The sequence below is a fragment of the Azohydromonas aeria genome, from assembly GCF_009760915.1.
Classification (GTDB): Bacteria; Pseudomonadota; Gammaproteobacteria; order Burkholderiales; family Burkholderiaceae_C; genus Azohydromonas; species Azohydromonas aeria.
Genome location: NZ_VIDQ01000006.1, coordinates 128,915 through 150,859 on the forward strand (window position 1 = coordinate 128,915; position 21,945 = coordinate 150,859).

19 protein-coding genes are annotated in these 21,945 nt (G+C 70.3%); 10 read left to right on the forward strand and 9 right to left on the reverse strand.

Annotated features, from left to right (window positions below; genetic code table 11):
• Nucleotides 1–126 precede the first annotated feature (126 nt).
• Nucleotides 127–1,017 carry a PEP-CTERM sorting domain-containing protein gene (locus FJ694_RS05980; protein ID WP_157265195.1) on the forward strand — a complete coding sequence of 297 codons (891 nt, stop codon included), beginning with the start codon at nt 127–129 and terminating at the stop codon, nt 1,015–1,017.
• Between the two features lie 142 nt (nt 1,018–1,159).
• Here FJ694_RS05980 and FJ694_RS05985 read toward each other — a convergent pair whose 3' ends face one another.
• The 6 genes from FJ694_RS05985 to FJ694_RS06010 form a co-directional block, all read right to left on the reverse strand.
• Complete coding sequence (locus FJ694_RS05985) at nt 1,160–2,293, reverse strand: nitroreductase family protein (RefSeq protein ID WP_157265196.1); 1,134 nt, start codon at nt 2,291–2,293, stop codon at nt 1,160–1,162.
• Nucleotides 2,283–3,164, reverse strand: coding sequence for a ThiF family adenylyltransferase (locus FJ694_RS05990; protein WP_157265197.1), 882 nt, complete (start codon nt 3,162–3,164; stop codon nt 2,283–2,285). Before FJ694_RS05990 ends, FJ694_RS05985 begins: the two co-directional genes overlap by 11 nt.
• Before the next feature lie 137 nt (nt 3,165–3,301).
• Nucleotides 3,302–5,641, reverse strand: coding sequence for a DNA topoisomerase IV subunit A (gene parC / locus FJ694_RS05995; RefSeq protein ID WP_157265198.1), 2,340 nt, complete (start codon nt 5,639–5,641; stop codon nt 3,302–3,304).
• A 66-nt stretch (nt 5,642–5,707) separates the two neighbouring features.
• Nucleotides 5,708–6,142, reverse strand: coding sequence for a PIN domain-containing protein (locus FJ694_RS06000; protein ID WP_157265199.1), 435 nt, complete (start codon nt 6,140–6,142; stop codon nt 5,708–5,710).
• Nucleotides 6,142–6,378: an AbrB/MazE/SpoVT family DNA-binding domain-containing protein gene (locus tag FJ694_RS06005; RefSeq protein WP_157265200.1), complete on the reverse strand. Its 237-nt coding sequence runs from the start codon at nt 6,376–6,378 to the stop codon at nt 6,142–6,144. The genes FJ694_RS06000 and FJ694_RS06005 overlap by 1 nt, the downstream gene beginning before the upstream one ends.
• 64 nt (nt 6,379–6,442) lie before the next feature.
• Nucleotides 6,443–8,425, reverse strand: coding sequence for a DNA topoisomerase IV subunit B (locus tag FJ694_RS06010; protein ID WP_157265201.1), 1,983 nt, complete (start codon nt 8,423–8,425; stop codon nt 6,443–6,445).
• Between the two features lie 300 nt (nt 8,426–8,725).
• Between FJ694_RS06010 and FJ694_RS37755 the strand changes: the two genes are divergently transcribed.
• The 7 genes from FJ694_RS37755 to FJ694_RS06040 all read left to right on the forward strand — a co-directional run bounded on the left by FJ694_RS37755 (nt 8,726) and on the right by FJ694_RS06040 (nt 15,370).
• Nucleotides 8,726–10,300, forward strand: a complete 1,575-nt coding sequence (locus FJ694_RS37755; RefSeq protein ID WP_310735032.1) for a calcium-binding protein — start codon at nt 8,726–8,728, stop codon at nt 10,298–10,300.
• 63 nt (nt 10,301–10,363) lie between these two features.
• The gene (locus tag FJ694_RS06020) at nt 10,364–11,590 is read left to right on the forward strand and encodes an MFS transporter (protein ID WP_157265203.1); all 1,227 of its coding nucleotides are present in this window, start codon (nt 10,364–10,366) and stop codon (nt 11,588–11,590) included.
• Nucleotides 11,591–11,604: 14 nt separating this feature from the next.
• On the forward strand, nt 11,605–11,742 hold the full coding sequence (locus tag FJ694_RS36640; RefSeq protein ID WP_198320730.1) for a hypothetical protein: 138 nt from the start codon (nt 11,605–11,607) through the stop codon (nt 11,740–11,742).
• Nucleotides 11,743–11,815: 73 nt separating this feature from the next.
• Entirely contained in the window at nt 11,816–12,382 is a 567-nt protein-coding gene (locus tag FJ694_RS06025) for a class I SAM-dependent methyltransferase (RefSeq protein ID WP_157265204.1), read from the forward strand.
• Nucleotides 12,383–12,449: 67 nt separating this feature from the next.
• A complete protein-coding gene (gene dapA, locus FJ694_RS06030; protein WP_157265205.1) occupies nt 12,450–13,331 on the forward strand; it encodes a 4-hydroxy-tetrahydrodipicolinate synthase in 882 nt (293 codons plus the stop codon).
• 85 nt (nt 13,332–13,416) lie between these two features.
• Nucleotides 13,417–14,550, forward strand: coding sequence for an NlpB/DapX family lipoprotein (gene bamC / locus FJ694_RS06035; protein WP_375140201.1), 1,134 nt, complete (start codon nt 13,417–13,419; stop codon nt 14,548–14,550).
• A gap of 43 nt (nt 14,551–14,593) precedes the next feature.
• Nucleotides 14,594–15,370 carry an MBL fold metallo-hydrolase gene (locus FJ694_RS06040; RefSeq protein ID WP_157265207.1) on the forward strand — a complete coding sequence of 259 codons (777 nt, stop codon included), beginning with the start codon at nt 14,594–14,596 and terminating at the stop codon, nt 15,368–15,370.
• 136 nt (nt 15,371–15,506) lie between these two features.
• On the opposite strand, the gene FJ694_RS06045 is transcribed toward FJ694_RS06040, so the two are convergent.
• Nucleotides 15,507–15,728, reverse strand: coding sequence for a hypothetical protein (locus tag FJ694_RS06045; protein ID WP_157265208.1), 222 nt, complete (start codon nt 15,726–15,728; stop codon nt 15,507–15,509).
• Nucleotides 15,729–16,115: 387 nt separating this feature from the next.
• Entirely contained in the window at nt 16,116–17,243 is a 1,128-nt protein-coding gene (locus FJ694_RS06050) for a JmjC domain-containing protein (RefSeq protein WP_157265209.1), read from the reverse strand.
• A gap of 38 nt (nt 17,244–17,281) precedes the next feature.
• On the opposite strand from FJ694_RS06050, the gene FJ694_RS06055 reads away from it, so the two are divergent.
• Together FJ694_RS06055 and FJ694_RS06060 are read left to right on the forward strand one after the other, a co-directional pair.
• Nucleotides 17,282–17,812, forward strand: coding sequence for an FKBP-type peptidyl-prolyl cis-trans isomerase (locus FJ694_RS06055; protein ID WP_157265210.1), 531 nt, complete (start codon nt 17,282–17,284; stop codon nt 17,810–17,812).
• A gap of 22 nt (nt 17,813–17,834) precedes the next feature.
• Nucleotides 17,835–18,461 (forward strand): LysE family translocator, encoded by a 627-nt coding sequence (locus tag FJ694_RS06060; RefSeq protein WP_157265211.1) that lies wholly within the window; start codon nt 17,835–17,837, stop codon nt 18,459–18,461.
• Between the two features lie 219 nt (nt 18,462–18,680).
• Here the strand turns inward: FJ694_RS06060 and FJ694_RS06065 are convergent, their stop codons facing one another.
• On the reverse strand, nt 18,681–21,788 hold the full coding sequence (locus tag FJ694_RS06065) for an efflux RND transporter permease subunit (RefSeq protein ID WP_157265212.1): 3,108 nt from the start codon (nt 21,786–21,788) through the stop codon (nt 18,681–18,683).
• Nucleotides 21,789–21,945: the final 157 nt, after the last annotated feature.

Genomic DNA, 21,945 nt, shown 5'->3' on the forward strand with positions numbered 1-21,945 from the left:
AAGCTGTTGGCCCGGTTCCTGCTTCGTATGCGGCGTCGGCAGGAAATTCGTTGGTCCCATCCTGGCCGGTGCAGTTGAAGAGGCTTCAAGGCCTCCTGGCCAACGAACAACCAATGAGAGGGAAACATGCTCAACAACATTCTTAAGAAGGCTCTGCCGGCCGCCGCAGCACTCGGCACGCTGGCCTGCTCCACCGGCGCCATGGCCGGCCCGGCGATCGGCTTCCTCGATCCGAAGAACGGCGGCTCCGTGGTCTACACCGACCTCTGGACCAACAACACCGACACGGCGCTGGCGACGGGCTTCATCGCGAACAAGAACGTTCCTCCGAACGCGCCTTACGAAACCGGCCTGGTCGGCCAGATGCGCCTGTCGACCATGAACTACCAGGGCGATCCGGTCCTCAACGACTTCGGCATCGGCACCGTTGGCCGCGAGATCACCCAGGTGATCAAGCTGACGGAGCTGGTGACCAACCAGACCAGCGGCCAGTTCGCGAAAGCCGACTTCGGCCTGCCGGCCCAGCAGACCATCGACATCGACCCCACCACAGCCGGCAAGCAGCAGTTCGCCTGGTACTACGACACGTACAACAACGGCGATCAGTCCAAGGCCAACCCCAACACCGCCACCGGCTACAACGGCTCAGGCGGCGGCGTGCTGATGGCATCGGGCCACATCACCAAGAACATCTCCAGCTTCGCGGCCGCCGGCACCGTCGGCACGGGCTCGTTCGACCTGACCTTCGTGTTCGACTATGTCAACGACACGCTGCTGGACATCAAGACGAACAACATCTACGGCTTCCGCATCACCGGCACCACCAACATCCCGCCCGCGTTCAACCCGGCCAACATGTGGGACGGCACGGCAACGGCCTCCGGCCTGAAGCTGAAGGTCGACTCGTCGTTCGAGTTCCTGGCCGTGCCGGAGCCGGGCAGCCTGGCGCTGGTCGGCCTGGCCATGGGCGGCCTGGGCGTGACGACCTTCGGCCGTCGCCGCAACAAGAAGGCCTGAAGCCTCCAGCCCTTGGCTGAAGCGCCGCGCTGACGCGGCGCCTCGCCAGTGAAAAGGCGCCGGACGGGACAACCCGTCCGGCGCCTTTTTCCTTCACCGCCTGGCCGGCGCGCGCCGGCACGGGGGCTGCCGGCGGCAGGGCTCAGCCCACCCGGGTCGGCTCCCGCGCCAGCGACGGCGCGGCGGGCTGGGTTGGATTGTTGCCCTGGACTTCGAGCCGCTGCAGCGGCAGCCGCAGCGAGCGGCTGGCCGGCGCCGGCCCGGCGCCGACGCGGCCCATGAACACCGTCGCCTGCAGCGTCGAGGCGCCCAGCAGCTCGCCCATGCGCTTCACCGCCCGCGTGGCCTCGGCCGACACGCCCGGCTGCGCCGTGAACGCGCGCCGCTCGCGCAGGTAGCGCGCGAAGATCAGCGGCGTCACCGCCGGCTGCAGGTTCAGCCCTAGCTGCGTCACCGTGAGCCAGAAGCGCTGCACGGTGCGGCCGGCCGCGACGTAGTCGTCGATGGTCACCGGCTCCTGCTTCGCCACCAGCGCGAAATGCGCGGCGCAGGCCAGGCCGGGAATCAGGTCCATCTGGATGCGCGGCGCCACCGTGCCGGCCAGCCAGCGGTTGAAGAAGCGCACCCGCTCCCAGCTGCCCAGCACGAAGCGCATCATCTTCGCCGTCATGCGGTCCACGCCCAGGGCCTGGTCGGGCACGCGGTCGATGCTGAAGCGCGCGTCCCACTCGATGATGTCGCGGTGCGTGGGATAGGCCTCGGGCATGGTCAGCCGCACCTTGGCGAAGGTGCTGAGCAGCCGGGCGGACTCCAGGCGCTGGCTGAAATCCTCGCGCCAGACGACGCGGCAGTGCGGCGCCGCGGCCGCTTCCAGCGCCTGCTTCTCCTGCACCGTGAGCCGCCGCGTGGCCATGGGCCGGCGCTGCACGCTGCGCTTGTCAATGCTGGCGATCAGCGCATCGGGGCGCACCTGCGCATCGGGCGCGAAGCGCACGTCGAAGACGGGCCGGCCCACCGGCGCGTCGGCGCGGCGCGTGGCCTGCATCGAGGCGCCCTGGGCGCTGGCGGCGATCGCCATGGTCTCCAGCAGCGCGCCCAGCGACAGCTCGCTGGCGTGGCCGTCGAGGTCGTAGACGCAGTGCTCGCGCGTGTCGAAGCCGTGCACCACCACGTGGCCCTGGCCGGCCAGCTCGAAGCGCCAGGGCTGCGTGTTGTCGCCGCTGGGCGCCCAGCGGGCCAGGTCCAGGATGGCGCGAAGATCGATGTCAGAGGGCATGCTGCACCTTCAAGGCCGCGATGCGGCGGCGTCCGATGGACAGGGCCAGGCGCTGCAGCGGATGCCGGTGCCCGCCCGGGCGCCAGGTGCGCACGTGGCGGTTGAGGTAGGCATCGAAGTGCAGCCCGTACGGCGCGGCCCACACCTTGCCGCGGCCCAGCAGGATCTTGGCGGCCTCGGCGGCCGCCATGCCGGCGGCCAGCTGGCAGCCGATGATGGTCGAAGGCCCGCGCCGCTCGGCCAGGTTCAGCGTGGTCGGGTCCACCAGGTAGCGGCTGTGCAGCCCCGCCGGCGACAGGCCGACCAGGAAGCGCAGCGCCTTCTCGTCCTCGTCGTGGTCGCCCCAGCCGAAGTACTCCTCGAAGCTCATCTGCCCGGGCAGGAAGCTCAGCACCGCCGAGCCCATGCCCAGCGGCGCCGCGGTGACGGCCGGGATGCGGCGCTCGTGGCAGGCGTGGAAGGCCATCTGACGCGCGGAGAAGGCGAAGAAGTCCAGCCCGTCCACGTACAGATCGACCCCGTCGAAGAAGGCATCGACGTTGTCCCGGTTCACGCCGCCGCCGAAGGCCTGGATGTCGAGCTCCGGGTTGATGTCCAGCGCCATGGCCTTGAGCACCTCGGCCTTGGGCTGGTTCAGCGTGCTCATGGTCGCGCCGACCTGGCGGTTGAAGTTCACGACGTCGAAGACGTCGAAGTCGGCGATGCGGAAGCTGCCGATGCCCAGCCGCGCCAGCGTCAGCAGGTGCACGCCGCCGACGCCGCCCATGCCGGCGATGGCGATGCGCTTGCCGCGCAGCACGGCCTGCTCGGCACGCGTCACCCAGCCAATGTTGCGGGAGAAGGCATCCTGGTAGAGGAATTGGGGATCCATGGATCGGGCCGGAAGCCGCAGATTTTTTCGCAGCTGACACTGTAGGTCACGGATCTGCCCAGGCCGCACCGGCCTGTGTCAAGGAATTCACGCCGGTGCACGCCACGGGGCGGCGCGCACCGGCACGCCGCGCGGCCTCAGGCCGCCACCACGCGCAGCGGCTTGGGAAAGCCCTCGACCTTGCGCCCGCGCTTGGCGCGCTTGCCCTGATAGGACGACACGCCGGCCCAGCGCAGCGTCTCCTCCTTGGCCTTGCCGCCGCGGCCCTGGCCCAGCACCGTCAGCGCCTCGCCGAAGGTGGTCGCCGACAGCAGCGGCTCCCTGGCATCGACTTCCATCAGGATCAGCCCGCGCCCGCCGCCGGGCTGCAGCTTGAGCTCCTCGCGCGCGAACACCAGCAGCCGCCCGTCCAGCGTCAGGCAGGCGACCTGTTTATGGCTGGGCTGCACCACCGCCGGCGGCAGCAGGTGCTCGCCGTCCTCCAGCGTCAGGAAGGCCTTGCCCGCGCGGTTGCGCCCCTGCAGGTCGCTCACCCGCGCCATCAACCCGAAGCCGCCGGTGTGCGCCAGCAGCAGCGTGGTGGCGGCGCCGCCGGCGAAGTAGTGCGCCGGCTGCGTGCCCGGCTCCAGCTCGATCAGGCTGGTGATGGGCACGCCGTCGCCGCGCCCGCCCGGCAGCGCCGAAACCGCCACCGAGTACACCCGTCCGCTGCCCTTGGCCGCGCTGCCGAACACCAGCAGCGTGTCCACGCTGCGGCACGGGAAGATGCCGTAGAGCGAGTCCCCGGCCTTGAAGGCCAGCGTGGCGGCGTCGATCTCGTGCCCCTTGAGCGCCCGCACCCAGCCCTTGAGGCTGACCACCACCGTCACCGGCTCGTCGGCCACCTTGAGCTCGACGCTGGCGCGCTTGTCGGCCTGGATCAGCGTGCGCCGGTCGTCGCCGAAGGCCTTGGCGTCGGCCTCGATCTCCTTGACCACGGTACGCTTGAGCGCCGCCGGCGTGGCCAGGATGTTCTCCAGCTTCTCCTGCTCGGCGCGCAATACCTTGAGTTCCTGCTCGATCTTGATCGCCTCCAGCCGCGCCAGCTGGCGCAGCCGGATCTCGAGGATGTCCTCGGCCTGCCGGTCGCTCAGCTTGAAGCGCTCGATCAGCGCCGGCTTGGGCTCCTCGGCGTTGCGGATGATGCGGATGACCTCGTCGATGTTGAGCAGCACCAGCTGCCGCCCTTCCAGCACGTGGATGCGGTCGAGCACCTTGGCCAGCCGGTGCCGCGTGCGCTTCTGCACCGTGTCCAGCCGGAAGCCGATCCACTCCAGCAGCACCTGGCGCAGGCTCTTCTGCGTGGGCCGGCCGTCGGCGCCGACCATGGTCAGGTTCATCGGCGCGTTGCCTTCGAGGCTGGTGTGCGCCAGCAGCACCGTCATGAATTCCTGCTGCGAGACGGTGCGGCTCTTGGGCTCGAACACCAGCCGCACCGGCGCATCCTTGCTGGACTCGTCGCGCACCGTGTCGAGCACGCCCAGCAGCGTCTGCTTGAGCTGCAGCTGCTCGGCCGAGAGCGTCTTCTTGCCGGCCTTGACCTTGGGGTTGGTCAGCTCCTCGATCTCCTCCAGCACCTTCTGCGCGCTGGCGCCCGGGGGCAGCTCGGTGACGACGACCTGCCACTGCCCGCGCGCGAGGTCCTCGATCTTCCAGCGCGCGCGCACCTTGAGGCTGCCGCGGCCCGACGCGTAGGCGTCGCGGATCTCGGCCGGGCTGCTGATGATCTGGCCGCCGCCGGGAAAGTCCGGGCCCGGCAGCAGCGTGAAGAGGTCGTCGTCGGGCAGCGCCTCGTTCCTGATCAGCGCCACGGCCGCGGCCGCCACCTCGCGCAGGTTGTGGCTGGGCACCTCGGTGGCCAGGCCCACGGCGATGCCCGAGGCACCGTTGAGCAGCACGAAGGGCAGCCGCGCCGGCAACTGCTTCGGCTCGGCGGTGGAGCCGTCGTAGTTGGGCACGAAGGCGACGGTGCCCTCGTCGATCTCGTCGAGCAGCAGCCGCGTGATGGGTGCCAGGCGCGCCTCGGTGTAGCGCATGGCCGCTGCGCCGTCGCCGTCGCGGCTGCCGAAGTTGCCCTGCCCGTCGATGAGCGGGTAGCGCTGGGAGAAGTCCTGCGCCATGCGCACCAGCGCGTCGTAGGCCGCGGTGTCGCCGTGCGGGTGGTAGCGGCCCAGCACGTCGCCGACCACGCGCGCGCTCTTGACCGGCTTCGGCCCCGCGGCCGTCGTGAACGACAGCCCCATGCGCTGCATCGCGTACAGGATGCGGCGCTGCACCGGCTTCTGGCCGTCGCACACGTCGGGCAGCGCGCGGCCCTTGACCACGCTGAGCGCGTACTCCAGGTAAGCCTGCTGCGCGTAGTGCGCCAGCGTGATGGCGTCGCCCGCGGCCGAGTTGCCGTCGTCGCCGCCTTGGAAATCAAGGGTGCTTTGGTCCATGTTGGTCTTTTCGTCGGCCGGCATAGCGCCGGCCATTTGCATTGACGCCTTCCGAGTTCCGAGCACTCAGCCAGGAATGGGCGCCATGTCGTCCTTGAAGGGATTGCGGATGCGCAGCGTGCCTTCCACTACCAAGCCGTCGTGCAGATCCTCGCTCAGCAGCTCGGCACAGCTCGCCTCCAGTGCCGCCGCCACCACCAGCGCGTCGTACCAGGAGAAGCCGTAGCGCGATGCCAGCTTCAGGGCCTGCTCGTGCACCTGCAGCGTCAGCGGACGGACGCTGCAGCGCCGTCTCACCAGCGACAGCACGTCTTCGATCTCAGGCCAGGCCAGGCGCATCTTGCGGCGCGCAACGCTGGCGAATTCGTTGAGCACCTGCAGCCCGACCACGCCACCGCGTGCCAGCAGGGCTTCCGCCTTCTCGGCCTTGGAGGAGTCAGCAGAAAAGGCGTAGAGCAGCACGTTGGTATCGAGAAAGGCTTGTGCCTTGGTCTGCCTCATCACTCCCCACGCTCGTTGGCTTCCAGGCGGTCGAACTTGAAATCCGCCGGCAGGCGACCCCGGTAAGCGCGCAGGCGCTGCAGCACTTCTTCGACATCCGCGGAGCGGCGCACTTCGAACTGCCGTGCACCCACGACCTCGATGTCGATGTCGTCGCCCTCCTTCAGGCCAAGTGCCTCGACCACAGCGGCCGGCAGCCGTACCGCCAGGCTGTTGCCCCATTTCGATACCTGCATCACGCCTCCAAAGCGCCGGATATACAAAACACAGTGTATATCCAGGCTTGATGACCGGGTTGTGTCAGACGTCCACTTCCACCGCGTCGCCGTGCAGTTCCATCAGCTCGCGCCGCGCCGCCGCCTCGCCCTTGCCCATGAGCTTGGTCAGCCACTGGGTGGTGGCGGCGAAGTCGAGCTGGCCGAAGGCCACGGGCAGCAGCCGGCGCGTGTCCGGATTGAGGGTGGTTTCCCACAGCTGCGCCGCGCTCATCTCGCCCAGGCCCTTGAAGCGGCTGATGGCCCACGAGCCCTCGCGCGCGCCTTCCTTGCGCAGCTTGTCGAGCATCGCTTCGAGCTCACCCTCGTCGAGCGCGTAGAGCTTGGCCGCGGGCTTCTTGCCGCGCGCCGGCGCGTCGATGCGGAAGAGGGGCGGCTTGGCCACGAACACGTGCCCGGCCTCGATGAGCCTGGGGAAATGGCGGAAGAACAGCGTGAGCAGCAGCACCTGGATGTGCGAGCCGTCCACGTCCGCGTCGGACAGGATGCACACCTTGCCGTAGCGCAGCCCGGAGAGGTCGGGGTTGTCGTTGGGGCCGTGCGGGTCCACGCCCACCGCCACGGCGATGTCGTGGATCTCGTTGTTCTTGAACAGCAGGTCGCGCTCGACTTCCCAGGCGTTGAGCACCTTGCCGCGCAGCGGCAGGATCGCCTGCGTCTCCTTGTCGCGGCCCATCTTGGCGCTGCCGCCGGCGCTGTCGCCCTCGACCAGGAACAGCTCATTGAGCGTGAGGTCGCGGCTCTCGCAATCGGTGAGCTTCCCGGGCAGCACCGCCACGCCGGAACCCTTCTTCTTCTCGACCTTCTGCGCCGCGCGCTGGCGCGTCTGCGCCTGCTTGATGACCAGCTCCGCGAGCTTCTTGCCGTGCTCCACGTGCTGGTTGAGCCACAGCTCCAGCGCCGGGCGCACGAAGGCCGTCACCAGCCGCAGCGCGTCGCGCGAGTTCAAGCGCTCCTTGGTCTGCCCCTGGAACTGCGGGTCCAGCACCTTGGCCGACAGCACGAAGCTCGCGCGCGAGAACACGTCTTCGGGCATGAGCTTCACGCCCTTGGGCTGCAGCCCGTGCATCTCGACGAAGCCCTTCACCGCGTTGAACAGGCCGTCCTTGAGGCCCGCCTCGTGCGTGCCGCCGGCCACCGTCGGGATCAGGTTGACGTAGCTCTCGCGCAGCGTGCCGCCCTCTTCCGTGAAGGCCACGCACCAGGCGGCGCCCTCGCCCTCGGCGAAGTTCTCGGTCTCGGAGGCGGTGGCGTAGCGCTCGCCCTCGAACAGCGGGATCAGCGCGTCAGCCGGCAGGCTCTGCTGCAGGTAGTCGCGCAGGCCGCCCTTGTAGAGCCACTCCAGCGTCTCGCCGCTCTTCTCCACGTGCAGCGTCACGCTCACGCCGGGCATGAGCACGGCCTTGCTGCGCAGCAGGTGGATGAGCTCATTGCGCGGCAGCTCCGCGCTCTCGAAGTACTTCGCGTCCGGCCACACGCGCACGCGCGTGCCGCTCTTGCGCTCGCCGCTGCCGGCCTTGCGCACCACCAGCGGCTCGATCACGTCGCCGCCGCCGAAGGCCAGCGTGGCGGCCTTGCCTTCGCGCCAGACCTCCACCTGCAGCCGCGTGGCCAGCGCGTTGGTCACGCTCACGCCCACGCCGTGCAGGCCGCCGGAGAAGCTGTAGGCGCCGCCGGCGCCCTTGTCGAACTTGCCGCCGGCGTGCAGCCGCGTGAAGACGATCTCCAGCACCGGCACGCCCTCCTCGGGATGCAGCCCGAAGGGAATGCCGCGGCCGTCGTCTTCCACCGACACGGAGGCGTCGGCATGCAGCGTGACGGCGATGCGTCGGCCGTGGCCGGCCAGCGCCTCGTCGGCGGCGTTGTCGATCACTTCCTGCACCACGTGCAGCGGGTTGTCGGTGCGGGTGTACATGCCCGGCCGCTGCTTGACGGGCTCCAGCCCTTTCAGGACGCGGATCGAGCCTTCGCCATAACCGGCGGCGGGAGTCGTGCTTCGGGTTGCCATGGGCAGATTGTAGGTAGCCCCCACCGGGTCGCCGGGGAAGAACCCGAATACTGTGTATTTATACAGACATCCAGCTTGCGAGCCTGCTTCCCGGCCACGAAGACGAAGTCGTCACATGGGCAGTGCACCGAGACGCTGACAATAGACAGTCACGTTTCAAACGTGACACTTGTTTTTTTCCCTTGACTGACGTGCTGCCGCACGCCACCCGAACTTCTCCACTCACTCAGCATCATGGCCAACTTCTCCTTGTTCAGCCCGACGGATCCCTTCAGCTTTGGTGAAGGTACGCAGTGGGACGTGACGGTCTTCACCTCCACCCAGCTCGTGTTCGAGAACGGGGACATGAAGGTGGTCATTGGCGGCAGCGGCTTTGCGACCAACGGCGTCACGTTCAGCGGCACGATCACGTCGGCCAAGGCTTACGAGATCGACACCAGCAGCGGCACGTCCGTGGACCGGCTGCAGGTGCAGTCCACTTCGGCGCTGTCGCTGAGCCTCCAGGGCCTGTTCGACGCCATTGAATCCAGCGACTGGGACTGGGGTGGTTTCGACTACCTGCTGTCGGGTCACGACAGCATCACCGGTACCGCGGGCAGCGATGACGTCGATGCAGCCATGGGCAACGACACCGTGCGCGGCCTCGACGGCAACGACTCCCTATACGGCGACTTCTACTACTCCGAGACACCGCAATTCGGCGGCGCCGACCTGCTCGACGGCGGCAACGGCAACGACGAACTGCACGGCGGCGGCGGCAACGACACCCTGCTGGGCGGCGCCGGCGACGACCTGCTCAACGGCGAATGGGGCGCCGACAGCATGGTCGGCGGCGCTGGCAATGACTACTACCTGGTGTCCGCACCGGGCGACATCGTGGTCGAGGAGGTCAACGGCGGCCTCTACGACCGCGTGAGCTTCACCACCCAGGGCGGCATGAGCGCCTACACGCTCTCGGCCAACGTCGAGAACCTGGACATCTCGCACGACGGCGGCCCGGCCAACTTCACGGGCAGCGGCAACCTGCTGGCCAATCGCATCACGGTCATCGACTACGGCTATGCCAGCAGCGAAGTGCTGCAGGGCCTGGGCGGCAACGACCGCCTCTCCAGCGGCTCCGGCAACGACACCCTGGACGGCGGCACCGGCAACGACACCCTGCTGGGCGGCAGCGGCTCGGACACGTACCTCGTGGACGCACTGGGCGACGTGGTCTCGGAAAGCCTCATCGGCGGCAGCCCCGCCGATGCCGACACCGTCGTGATCCAGATCGCGGGCGCGGCCACCTATTCCCTCGGCGGCACCGTCACCGGCCTGTCCGCCGCCAAGGCCTTCGCCGGCATCGAGAACCTGACGCTGGGCAGTGCCACCGCGCTCAACGCCATCGGCAGCACCGCCGCCAACGTCCTCACCGGCAACGCCGGCGCCAACAGGCTCTTCGGCCTGGGCGGCAACGACTCGCTCCTGGGCGGCGCTGGCAACGACTCGCTGGACGGCGGCGCCGACGCCGACGTGCTCACCGGCGGCACCGGCGCCGACACGCTCGTGGGCGGCGCAGGCAACGACCGCTTCGTCTTCAATGCGGCCACCGACACCGGCAAGGGCAGCGCCGCCTTGCGTGACGTCATCAGCGACTTCGCCGTGGGCGACCTGGTGGACCTGCGTGGCATCGACGCCAACGCGACGCTGGCTGGCGACCAGGCCTTCACGTTCATCGGCAGCAGCGCCTTCGGCGCCAATGCCACCGGCCAGCTGCGCTATGCCGGCGGCGTGCTCTACGGCAGCACCAATGCCGACACGGCAGCGGAGTTCGAGATCGCGGTCACGCTGCTGGGCGGACGCACCGCGATGGCGGTGAACGACTTCCTGCTCTGACACCAGCGCCGCCGCTCACCCGGCGCGGGCCGGGCGCGCCGCGGCGCTGGTTACAGTCACGCGATGAATTCGCGCAGCAGCCCCCCGACCCGCCTTTCCATGACCCAGGTGCTGCTGTGCGGCGCCGCCATCGTCACGCTGTCGATGGGCATCCGCCACGGCTTCGGGCTGTGGCTGCAGCCGGTGACGACCGACCGCGGCTGGACGCGCGAGGCCTTCGCCTTCGCGCTGGCGGTGCAGAACCTGGCCTGGGGCCTGGCCGGCCCCTTTGCCGGCATGCTCGCCGACCGCTTCGGCGCCTTCCGCGTGCTGGTGGCCGGGGCGCTGGCCTACGCGCTGGGGCTGGCGCTGATGGCGCTGTCGGCCACCACCACCGGCTTCACCGCCAGCGCCGGGCTGCTCATCGGCATGGCGCAGTCGGGCACCACCTACGCCGTGATCTACGGCGTGATCGGACGCCAGGTCGCCCCCGAGAAGCGCAGCTGGGCCATGGGCGTGGCGGCCGCCGCGGGCTCCTTCGGCCAGTTCCTGATGGTGCCGGTGGAAAACGGCCTCATCGGCGCCCTGGGCTGGCAGAACGCACTGTTCGTGCTCGGCGCCCTGGCGCTGGTGATCGCGCCGCTGGCGCTGGGCCTGCGCGAGCCGCGGGCGGTGGCCGCCGCCAGCGGGCTGCCGCAACAGGGCGTGGGCGCGGCGCTGAAGGAAGCTTTCGGGTCGCGCTCGTTCCGGCTGCTGACCGCGGGCTACTTCGTGTGCGGCTTCCAGGTGGTGTTCATCGGCGTGCACCTGCCCAGCTACCTCAAGGACCGCGGGCTGGAGCCGCAGGTGGCCACCACGGCGCTGGCGCTCATCGGCCTGTTCAACGTGCTGGGCACCTACGGCGCCGGCGTGCTGGGCCAGCGCCTGGCCAAGCGCCACATCCTCTCGGCCATCTACGCGCTGCGCGCGCTGGCCATCACGCTCTTCGTGTCGCTGCCGCTGACGCCGATGAGTGTCTACGTCTTCGCCTCGGTGATGGGCGTGCTGTGGCTGTCCACGGTGCCGCCGACCAATGCCCTGATCGCGCAGATCTTCGGCGTGCGCCACCTCTCGATGCTGGGCGGCTTCGTGTTCCTGAGCCACCAGCTCGGCTCGTTCCTGGGCGTGTGGCTGGGCGGCAGGCTGTTCGATGCCACCGGCAGCTACGACGTGGTGTGGTGGATCGCGGTGGCGCTGGGCGTGTTCGCGGCACTCGTGAACCAGCCGGTGCGCGAGCAGCCCGTGGCCCGGCCCGTGCCGGCTTCCGCCTGAGCGGGCCCCGCGCCATGCCGCCGCCGAACGCCCGCCTCAAGCGGCTGCTGGCCTGGACCGCGGCCGCGGCGGCGCTGGCGCTGGTCTTCGCCGCCTACCTGCAGCCGGCGTTGGCCTTCAGCCTCGCCAACCAGCTCTGGAGCTGCTTCTGAGCCGACACGCCCGGCCGCCGCCACGGCGCGCTGCTGCCATTACCCCCCGGACAACCACGACCTTCCCGCCGCCATGCACCCTGGTTCCTCCCCCGCCGACGCCGCCTCGCCCTGGATCCGCCGCTTCACGCCGCTGCTGCGCCCGGGCTGCACCGTGCTGGACGTGGCCTGCGGCGGCGGCCGCCACGTGCACTGGTTCCTGCAGCACGGCTTCGAGGCGGTGGCGCTGGACCGCGACACGGACGCCGTGGCGCCGCTGCGCGGCCTGGCGCGCGTGGTCGTGGCCGACATCGAGAACGGCCCCTGGCCGCTGCTGGACGAGCGCTTCGGCGCCGTGGTGGTGACCAACTACCTGTGGCGCCCGCTGTTGCCGCGCCTGCTCGACAGCCTCGAAGACGGCGGCGTGCTGCTCTACGAGACCTTTGCCGTGGGCAACGAGACGGTGGGCCGGCCGCGCAGCCCGGACTTCCTGCTGCGCCCGGGCGAGCTGCTCGACGCCGCGCGCGGGCTGCGCGTGGTCGCCTTTGAGGACGGCTTCCTCGACGCGCCGCCGCGCTTCGTGCAGCGCATCGCCGCCGTGCGCGAGGCCCCAGGCGCGCCGGGCGTGGCGGATGCCGCGCCGCCACGCCATCCGCTGTAGCCCCCGGACGGGGGTCACCCGGAAGGGGGCGGCTAGAATCACCTGATTAAAGGCATCTCCCTCCCCCATGAAACCGATCACCGGAAGCATCGTCGCCCTGGTCACGCCCCTGCATGACGATGGCAGCGTGGACTACGCCGCGCTGCGCAGCCTCATCGACTGGCACATCGCCGAAGGCACCGACTGCATCGGCGTGGTGGGCACCACGGGCGAGTCGCCCACGGTGTCGGTGGAGGAGCACTGCGAGATCATCCGCGTGGCCGTCGAGCAGGCCGCGGGCCGCGTGCCGATCATGGCCGGCGCCGGCGCCAACTCCACGCGCGAGGCCATCGAGCTGTCGGAGTTCGCCCGCAAGGTCGGCGCCGACTGCACGCTGCAGGTGGTGCCCTACTACAACAAGCCGACGCAGGAAGGCATCTACCGCCACTTCCGCGCCATCGCCGAAGCCGTGGACATCCCCGTGGTGCTCTACAACGTGCCCGGCCGCACCGTGGCCGATATGGCGCACGACACCGTGCTGCGCCTGGCGCAGGTGCCCGGCATCGTCGGCATCAAGGAAGCCACCGGCAACATCGACCGCGCCACCTGGCTCATCAAGCAGGCGCCGCAGGGCTTCAGCATCTACTCCGGCGACGACCCCACCGCCTTCGCGCTGATGCTCGCCGGCGGCCACGGCAACGTCAGCGTCACGGCCAACGTCGCGCCGCGCGCCATGGCCGAGCTGTGCAAGGCCGCGATGACCGGCGACGCCCGCCGCGCCGTCGAGCTGCACATGCAGCTGCTGCCGCTGCACAAGCAGCTCTTCGTCGAACCCAACCCCATCCCCGTGAAATGGGCGCTGGCACGCCTGGGCCGCTGCGGTCCGGCGCTGCGCCTGCCGCTGACCCCGCTGTCCGAAGCCGCCCAGCCGCTGCTGGAGCAGGCGCTGCGCGACAGCGGCCTGCTCTGAGTCCACGCGCTGCTCCGGTCCGCCGCTCTTCGCGCCTGTCCCGTTTCCCGTCCGCCGCGCGGCGGCGGCTTTTGCGATGCCTGAAATGAATCGTCTCGTCGTCCCGTCCGCGCTGGTGCTGGCCCTTGGATTCGCCGGCTGCTCCACCATCGAAAACACGCTCTCCGGCGACAAGCTGGACTACCGCAGCCAGGCCAACAAGACCGCGCCGCTGGAAGTGCCGCCGGACCTGACGCAGCTGGCCCGCGACCAGCAGCGCTACCAGCCGCAGAACGGCCCGGTCAGCGCCGCCGCCTTCCAGCAGCCCGGCGCGGCCACGCCGGCCGCCAGCGCCGCCCCGGGCGCGCAGCCCGCCACCGCCGCGGTGGCGCCGCAGGCACTCGGCGACGCGCGCATCGAGCGCGCGGGCAACGAGCGCTGGCTCGTGACCTCGATCCCGCCCGAAGCGCTCTGGCCCCGGCTGCTGGAGTTCTGGCAGGAGCGCGGCTTCAACATCGCCAACGAGAACGCGCAGACCGGCGTGATCGAGACCGAGTGGGCCGAGAACCGCGCCAAGATCCCGCAGGACTTCATCCGCCGCTCCATCGGCAAGATCTTCGAGGGCGCCTGGTCCACCAGCGAGCGCGACATGTTCCGCACCCGCGTGGAGCGCACCGCGCGCGGCACGGAGGTCACCATCGCGCACCGCGGCATGGAGGAGGTGTTCGTCAGCCAGATGCGCGACCAGACCCGGTGGGCGCCCCGCGCCAGCGATCCGGGCCTGGAGGCCGAGTTCCTCAGCCGGCTGCTGGTCAAGCTCGGCAGCAAGGAGGAAGTGGCCCGTGCCGCCGTGGCGCAGGCCTCGGTGCAGGCGCCGCGTGCGCGCGCCATCGCCGGCGACGGCGCCGCGCTGCAGGTGGACGACGGCTTCGAGCGCGCGTGGCGCCGCGTCGGCGTGGCGCTGGACCGCAGCGGCTTCACCGTCGAGGACCGCGACCGCACCAGCGGGCTGTACTACGTGCGCTACGTCGATCCCAAGGAAGCCAGCGCCGAGAAGCCGGGCTTCTTCGGCAGGCTCTTCGGCCGCGAGGAGACGCGTGCCACCACCGACCGCTACCGCGTCGCCGTCAAGTCCGAGGGCAACGCCAGCACCGTGTCGGTGCAGAACGCGCAGGGCCAGCCCGCCAGCGGCGCCGTGGCGCAGCGCATCGTGCAGGCGCTGCTCGACGACCTGAAGTAAGCCGGCCTCTCCCCCGGTACACCTCTGGCGTGATCTCCGCGTGATGCGCTTCAGCAGCCTGGGCAGCGGCAGCTCGGGCAACGCCACGCTGGTCGAGGCCGGCGACCCGGCCCGGCCCACGCGGCTGCTGGTGGACTGCGGCTTCTCGCTGCGCGAGCTCACCCGGCGCCTGGCCGTGCGCGGCGTGGCGCCGGACGGCATCGACGCCGTTTTCGTCACGCACGAGCACGGCGACCACGTCGGCTGCGCGCTGACGCTGGCGCGCCGCCACGGCGTGCGGCTGTGCATGAGCGCGGGCACCTGGTCCGCGCTGCGCCAGGACGAGGCGCCCGCGGCGCTGCACCTGCTGGCCTGCGGCGACACGCTCGACGTCGGTGCCCTGCAACTGAAACCCTTTGCCGTGCCGCACGACGCGCGCGAGCCGCTGCAGCTGCGCGTGCACGACGGCCAGCACCACCTGGGCCTGCTCACCGACCTGGGCGAGGTGACGGAAGATGTCGCGCAGGCCCTGGCCGGCTGCGGCGCGCTGCTGCTGGAGGCCAACCACGACCGCGAGATGCTGCTGTCTGGGCCCTATCCCTGGGTGCTCAAGCGCCGCGTCGGCGGGCGCTTCGGCCACCTGGAAAACGGCGCCGCGGCCGCGCTGCTGCGCCGGCTGCACCACGGCGGCCTGCGCCACGTGGTGGCGGCGCACCTGAGCAAGCAGAACAACCGGCCCGAGCTTGCCGCCCAGGCGCTGGCCGCGGCGCTGGACACCACCGAGCGCGACATCGTCGTGGCCGACCCGGCCCTGGGCTGCGGCTGGCTCGACCTGCACTGAGCGCCGGCACCGGCCACCACGGCACGCGCACACCAGCGCGCCGGCGCCCTCTTCTCCTGCCGATCCGATCCTTGCGGGCGCAACGGGCGCAAAAAAAGCCGCCCACGGGGCGGCTTTTCGAGGTGCCTTGCTGGAATTACTGCGAAGCAGCCGAGGCAGCGCCGGCGGCGGCGGAAGCAGCGGCGTCAGCAGCGCCGGCCACGGCGGAGGCGGCGGACGCAGCGGCGTCGGCGGCGGGAGCCGGGGTCGCGACCGGAGCGGGAGCCGGGGCCGGAGCCGGGGCGGCTTCTTCCTTCTTGCCGCAGGCGGTCAGGGCGGCGGCGGCGATGACAGCAGCCAGCAGGAGCGACTTGTTCATTTGTGTGTCCTCGAATTCGAAAAGTTGGTCGAACAATTACCGATCGGCTGGGGTGTTCGGAGCCCCGACTCACGTAGACGCGGAACGCTTCTGTGAACCTTGTCCAACGCGAAATTATACCGGCGCACTAGGGAAGTTACTTACACAACGCCAGCGCGCCGCCCAGCGAAGGTGCGAGCGTTGCAACGACGCATCACTTCTGTGCCTGCCCGCCGGACTCGTTGCCGACAGCCAAAAACAGCCGCTTGCGTTCGCAAACATCCAGCAACGCCCGGTTGGGGTTGCCAGTGTCATGCAACGACCACCCCGGGTACAGCCCTGTGCTGCGACGGCGGGACCGCACCCGGACACCCCTTCGCCGGGCGATGGGGCAATGGCTGTGCCTTCTTAGCCGGGCAGCGGCAGCACCCAGCCGGCGGCAGCCCAGTCGTCGAGCAGCTCGCGCGCACCGTCGCTGAGCGCGGCGACCTCGCGCCCCGTGAGCGTGCCGGCGTCGGCCAGGAGGCGCATGAGCCGCGCGTCGCGCCCGCCGGCGTGGAAGGACTCGCCGTTGATGAAGACGAACTTGTCGTCGTACATCATCCGGCTGCGCCGGTGCAGCGTGACGCCGCCGGCCGTGTCCACCGCCTCGTCCTGCTCGAACCAGACGTTGGGCTTCGGCTCGCTCAGCAGCTCGCCCAGCGTCGCCTGCAGCAGCGCCGGGTCGCGCAGCGCGCGCTCCAGCGCCCGGCGCGCGAAGTCCGACAGCGCCGCCGGCACCAGCCCCGGCGTGTCGGTGGCGGGCTGCTTCGGGTCGCGGTAGAGGCGGCCGTGCTCTTCCTCGTCCATCAGCTCGGGCAGGCGCTGCAGCAGCTCGCGCGCGAGGTCGCCCTCGCAGGGCACGCGAAAGCCCACCGAGCAGGTCATGCACTCGCCGCCCTCGGCGACGCCGTCGTGGCCCCAGCCCGGGGGCAGGTACAGCAGGTCCCCGGGTTCGAGAACGTGCTCTTCCTGGGGCTCGAAGTGGGCCAGCAGCTTCAGCGGCACGCCTTCGACCAGCGTGTCGTCCACGACCGGCCCGATGCGCCAGCGCCTTTTGCCGGCAACCTGGATCAGGAACACGTCGTAGTTGTCCTTGTGCGCGCCGACGCCGCCGCCCTCGCTGGCCCAGGAGATCATCAGGTCGTCGAGGCGCGCCTGCGGCACGAAGCGAAAGCGCGACAGCAGCTCATGAGCGGCGTCCGAATGCAGGTCCAGGCCCTGCACCAGCAGCGTCCAGCGCGGCTGCTTCACCGGCGGCAGCGCCTGGCGCGGCAGCGGCCCGTGGCGCAGCTTCCACGCGTCGCCCTTGGCGACGATGAGGCGGGACTCGACGTCCTCCTGCTGCGCCAGCGCGAACATCTCGGCGCGGCTGACGGGCGGCTCGATGCCCGGGAGCGCCTGGCGCACCAGCAGCGGCTTCTTCTGCCAGTGCCGGCGCATGAAGGTGGCGGGGCTGAGGCCGCCGAGCAAGGTCGTGGGTTGGTCAATCTGCATTCCCGGGATTGTCATGCGCGCTGTGGCACATTCCCGCGATGAACATCAACGCACCTTGCGTGGTCAGCCTCACCTGGACGCTGGCCGACGCCCAGGGCCAGACCATCGACGAGCTGGCCGACCCGGTCGAATTCTTTTTTGGCGGCGAGGACCTGCTGCCCAAGGTCGAGGAGGCCCTGGCCGGCCACGAGACCGGCCACGAGGCTTGGCTGCACCTGGAGCCCGAGCACGCCTTCGGCGACTACAAGCCCGAGCTGGTGTGCTTCGAGGCGCGCTCGCTCTTCCCGGACCAGATCGAGCCGGGCATGGCCTTCGAGGGCCTGCCCGAAGGCAGCGCCACCACCGGCATGCCCGCCGACACCATCTACATGGTCACCGAGGTGTACCCGGAGCACGTCGTGCTCGACGGCAACCATCCGCTGGCCGGCATCGCGCTGCAGATGCACATCCGCGTGCGCGACGTGCGCGAGGCCACCGAGGAGGAGATCGAGGCCGGCAGCGTCGGCGACAGCGTGCTGGCGCTGCTGGCGCCCCCGCCGGGCGCGCCGCACGACGAGACCCTGCACTGACTATCTCCCGGAGACACCTGCGATGGATTCGGGCATCCAGTGGGGCCTCTTCATGGCCGCGTCGCTGGCGCTGGCCTGCACGCCGGGGCCGGACATGATCTACGTCGTCTCGCGCGCCCTGGCCCAGGGCCGCATGGCGGGGCTCATCTCCGCCGCCGGGCTGTCGCTGGGACTGGCTGCGCACACCCTGCTCGCGGCCTTCGGCGTCACGGTGCTGCTGCAGACCTCGGAGCTGGCCTTCACGGCGCTCAAGGTCGTGGGCGCGTGCTACCTGCTGTGGATGGGCGTGCAGCTGTGGCGCGCGGCGCCGCGCATCGACATCCACGCCGCCGGCGACCGGCTGCCCACGCGCGCGCTGTTCCTGCAGGGCGCGCTCTCGGCGCTGCTCAACCCCAAGCTGGCGCTGTTCTTCCTGGCCTTCCTGCCCCAGTTCGTGCCCGCGGCCAGCGCCTCGCCGACGCGCGACACCGTGCTGCTGGGCCTGGCCTTCTCCGTCGTGGGCATCGGCGTGCAGGCCCTGGCCGGCTGGGTCGCGGGCAGCCTGAGCCAGGCACTGCGCCGCAACCCGCGCGCCGTCGCCGGCGCGTTCCGCTTCAGCGGCGCGCTGATGCTGATCCTGGGGCTGCGGCTGCTGGTGGCGCCGCGCTGAAGTTGCTTCATACGCGAGTGAAAACGCCGGCCCGGGAGCCGGCGTTTTTCATGGTGGCGGCGTCACTCATACGGCCGGACAAAAAACCCGTTCGGGCTGAGCTTGTCGAAGCCTGTCCTGAGCAGGGTCGAAGAGCCGCTGGCGGCGTGACGAGCGCCTGCCCTTCGACAGGCTCAGGGCGCACGGGGAAGTGGGTCTGACGGACAAGTCCGTTCCGTATCAGGTCGCCGGCGCTTGCCGCGTCCCCTCGCCCTGCTCCGGCGCCGTGATCGGCCCCTTGCCGCTGAAGCGGTCCAGCGCCAGGTAGATCACCGGCGTGATGTAGAGCGTCACCGCCTGCGAGAACACCAGCCCGCCCACCACCGCCAGGCCCAGCGGCTGGCGCAGCTCGGCGCCGGCGCCGATGCCCATGGCGATCGGCAGCGCGCCCATCAGCGCCGCCAGCGTCGTCATCATAATCGGCCGGAAGCGCAGGATGCAGGCCTCGCGGATGGCTTCCAGCGGCTTCATGCCGCGCTCGCGCTGCGCGTCCAGCGCGAAGTCGATCATCATGATCGCGTTCTTCTTGACGATGCCGATGAGCAGCAGGATGCCGATGGTGGCAATCAGCGTCAGGTCCTGCCCGAAGAACTTGAGCATCAGCAGCGCCCCGACCGCCGCGGACGGCAGCCCGGCCAGGATCGTCAGCGGGTGGATGTAGCTCTCGTAGAGCACGCCCAGCAGCACGTAGATCACCAGCAGCGCCGCCACGATCAGGACGGCCTGGCTGCCCTGCGAGCTCTTGAACACCGCCGCGTCGCCGCCGTAGCGCGTGATGATCGACTCGGGCATGCCGATCTCGGCGCGGTAGCGCTCCAGGTTGGCCGTGGCGTCGCCCAGCGCCGCGCCCGGCGCGAGGTTGAAGGACACCGTCACCGCGCGCAGCTGCCCGACGTGGTTGACCGAGATCGGCCCGACCGTGCGCGACACGGTGGCGAAGGCCGACAGCGGCACCAGCCCCCCGGCGCTGGAGCGCACGTAGATGCGCGAGAGGTCCGCCTCCTCCTGCTTGGCCTCCGGGGCGGCTTCCAGGATCACCTGGTAGCTGTCCGCGGCGGTGTAGATGGTGGACACCTGGCGCTCGCCGAAGGCGCTGTAGAGCGCGGTGCGCACCGCGTCAATGCTCACGCCCAGCGTGTTGGCGCGGTCGCGGTCGATGGAGAGGGAGGCCTGCAGCCCGCGCAGCTGCGCGTCGCTGGTGACGTCGCGGAACAGCGCGTCGGCGCGCAGCCGCGCCTGCAGCTTCTCGGCCCACTCGTTGAGCTCGCCGGCCTGTACGCTCTGCAGGATGTACTGGTACTGCGCCTTGCTGGAGCGGCCGCCAAGCTGCAGGTTCTGCACCGGGCGCATGTAGACGGTGATGCCCGGCACCTCGCGCAGCTTGCGCCGCAGGCCCTCGATCACCTGCTTCATCGGCGCGCGCTCGGCGCGCGGCTTGAGGTTGATGAACATCCGCCCGGTGTTGCCGGTGTTGCCGCCGCCGCCCAGGAAGGAGTTGACGCTGGCGATGTTGGGGTCGCGGCGGAACACCTCGGCCGCGCGCTCCTGCAGCGCCACCATGGCCGTGAAGGAGATGTCCTCCGCCGCCTCGGTGCTGACCGTGATCTGGCCGATGTCCTCCTCGGGAAAGAAGCCCTTGGGGATGGTCACGAACAGCCAGGCCGTGGCCGCGAAGGTGCCCAGCGCCAGCAGCAGCACCGCGCCGCGGAACCTCAGCGCGGCGTCGAGCGTGCGGGTGTAGAGGCGCAGCACCGCGTCGAAGCCGCGCTCGAAGCCGCGCACGACGAGTCCCGGGGGCTTCTTGTGCGCCTCGTCGGAGAGGAAGCGGCTGGCGAGCATGGGCACGAGGGTCAGCGACACGAAGGCCGACACCAGGATCGCCAGCGACACCACTACGGCGAACTCGTGGAACAGCAGCCCGATCACGCCGGGCATGAAGAAGATCGGGATGAAGACCGCCACCAGCGAGGTGGAGATCGAGATGATGGTGAAGCCCACCTCGCGCGAGCCGCGCAGCGCCGCCTGGAACGGCGGCACCCCCTTCTCGACGTGGCGCATGATGTTTTCGAGCATCACGATGGCGTCGTCCACCACCAGGCCCACGGCCAGCGTCAGGCCCAGCAGCGAGATGTTGTCCAGCGAGTAGCCCAGGCCCCACAGCAGAGACAGCGCCCCCACCAGCGACACCGGCAGCGACAGCGACGGGATGACGGTGGCGACGAAGCGGCGCAGGAACAGGAAGATCACCAGCACCACCAGCGCCACCGTGCCCAGCAGCGTGAGGTTGACGTCGTGCAGCGCCTCGCGGATCGACACGGAGCGGTCGTTGACGAGATTGATCTGCACCGACTGCGGCAGCTGCTCGCGAAAGCCCGGCAGCGCCGCGCGCACGGCGTCCACCACGCGCACGGTGTTGGCGTCGGGCTGGCGCTGGATGGCCAGCGTGATCGAGCGCTCGCCGTTGTAGGTGTTGTAGTTCCTGACAATCTCGAAGCTGTCCTGGACCTGCGCCACGTCGCGCAGCCGCACCGGGTTGCCGTTGCGGGTGGCGACGATCACTTCCGAGAACTCCGCCGCGTTGCGCAGCTGGCGGTTGGCCTGCAGCGTCAGCGTCTGGCTGGGGCCCTCCAGCGTGCCCACGGGCGTGTTGGCATTGGCCGCGCGCAGCGCGCTGGCGACCTCGTCGAGGCCGATGTTGCGCGAGGCGAGCTGGTCGGGCAGCACGCGCACGCGCACCGCGAAGCGCTTCTGGCCGAAGACGTTGACCTGCGCCACGCCGGGCAGCGTGGACAGTGACGGCGAGATCAGGTGCTCGGCGTAGTCGTTGAGGTCCGACAGGCTCAGCGCCGGCGAGGTCAGCGCCAGCAGCAGCACCGGCGCGTCGGCGGGGTTGACCTTGCGGTACGAGGGCGGCTGCGTCATGTCCTGCGGCAGCTGGCGCTGCGCGCGCAGCAGCGCGGCCTGCACGTCCACGGCGGCGGCGTCGATGTCGCGCGACTCGTCGAACTCCAGCGTCACCGAGGTGTTGCCCAGCGTGCTGGTGGAGCTGATGACGTTGAGCCCCGGAATGGTCTGGAACTGCTTTTCCAGCGGCAGCGCCACCGAGGTGGCCATGTTCTCGGGGCTGGCCCCGGGCAGCGAGGCCGAGACGTTGATGACCGGCGTGTTGTAGCTGGGCAGCGCCGCCACCGGGATGCGGCCGTAGGCCAGCACGCCGGCCACGACGATGGCCAGGTTGAGCAGCACCGTCATCACCGGACGGCGGATGAACAGCTCCGACAGGTTCACCGCATCGCCTCCGCCTGCGACGCGGCGGTGGCCAGCGACATCGCGTTGCCCGGCTGCGAGGCGCCCGGCGCCGCCGCGCCGCTGCCGCCGCCACCGGCATTGCCCGCCCCGCCGGCGCCACCGGCACCGCCGCCGCCGGCGCCGCCGCTGCCCCCCG

Excerpts from the sequence above, each read along its gene's own strand:
- FJ694_RS05980 (WP_157265195.1), top strand. The coding sequence starts at position 127 with ATGCTCAACAACATTCTTAAGAAGGCTCTGCCGGCCGCCGCAGCACTC.
- FJ694_RS05985 (WP_157265196.1), bottom strand. The coding sequence starts at position 2,293 with ATGCCCTCTGACATCGATCTTCGCGCCATCCTGGACCTGGCCCGCTGG.
- FJ694_RS05990 (WP_157265197.1), bottom strand. The coding sequence starts at position 3,164 with ATGGATCCCCAATTCCTCTACCAGGATGCCTTCTCCCGCAACATTGGC.
- parC (WP_157265198.1), bottom strand. The coding sequence starts at position 5,641 with ATGGACCAAAGCACCCTTGATTTCCAAGGCGGCGACGACGGCAACTCG.
- FJ694_RS06000 (WP_157265199.1), bottom strand. The coding sequence starts at position 6,142 with ATGAGGCAGACCAAGGCACAAGCCTTTCTCGATACCAACGTGCTGCTC.
- FJ694_RS06005 (WP_157265200.1), bottom strand. The coding sequence starts at position 6,378 with ATGCAGGTATCGAAATGGGGCAACAGCCTGGCGGTACGGCTGCCGGCC.
- FJ694_RS06010 (WP_157265201.1), bottom strand. The coding sequence starts at position 8,425 with ATGGCAACCCGAAGCACGACTCCCGCCGCCGGTTATGGCGAAGGCTCG.
- FJ694_RS06020 (WP_157265203.1), top strand. The coding sequence starts at position 10,364 with ATGAATTCGCGCAGCAGCCCCCCGACCCGCCTTTCCATGACCCAGGTG.
- FJ694_RS36640 (WP_198320730.1), top strand. The coding sequence starts at position 11,605 with ATGCCGCCGCCGAACGCCCGCCTCAAGCGGCTGCTGGCCTGGACCGCG.
- FJ694_RS06025 (WP_157265204.1), top strand. The coding sequence starts at position 11,816 with ATGCACCCTGGTTCCTCCCCCGCCGACGCCGCCTCGCCCTGGATCCGC.
- dapA (WP_157265205.1), top strand. The coding sequence starts at position 12,450 with ATGAAACCGATCACCGGAAGCATCGTCGCCCTGGTCACGCCCCTGCAT.
- bamC (WP_375140201.1), top strand. The coding sequence starts at position 13,417 with ATGAATCGTCTCGTCGTCCCGTCCGCGCTGGTGCTGGCCCTTGGATTC.
- FJ694_RS06040 (WP_157265207.1), top strand. The coding sequence starts at position 14,594 with ATGCGCTTCAGCAGCCTGGGCAGCGGCAGCTCGGGCAACGCCACGCTG.
- FJ694_RS06045 (WP_157265208.1), bottom strand. The coding sequence starts at position 15,728 with ATGAACAAGTCGCTCCTGCTGGCTGCTGTCATCGCCGCCGCCGCCCTG.
- FJ694_RS06050 (WP_157265209.1), bottom strand. The coding sequence starts at position 17,243 with ATGCAGATTGACCAACCCACGACCTTGCTCGGCGGCCTCAGCCCCGCC.
- FJ694_RS06055 (WP_157265210.1), top strand. The coding sequence starts at position 17,282 with ATGAACATCAACGCACCTTGCGTGGTCAGCCTCACCTGGACGCTGGCC.
- FJ694_RS06060 (WP_157265211.1), top strand. The coding sequence starts at position 17,835 with ATGGATTCGGGCATCCAGTGGGGCCTCTTCATGGCCGCGTCGCTGGCG.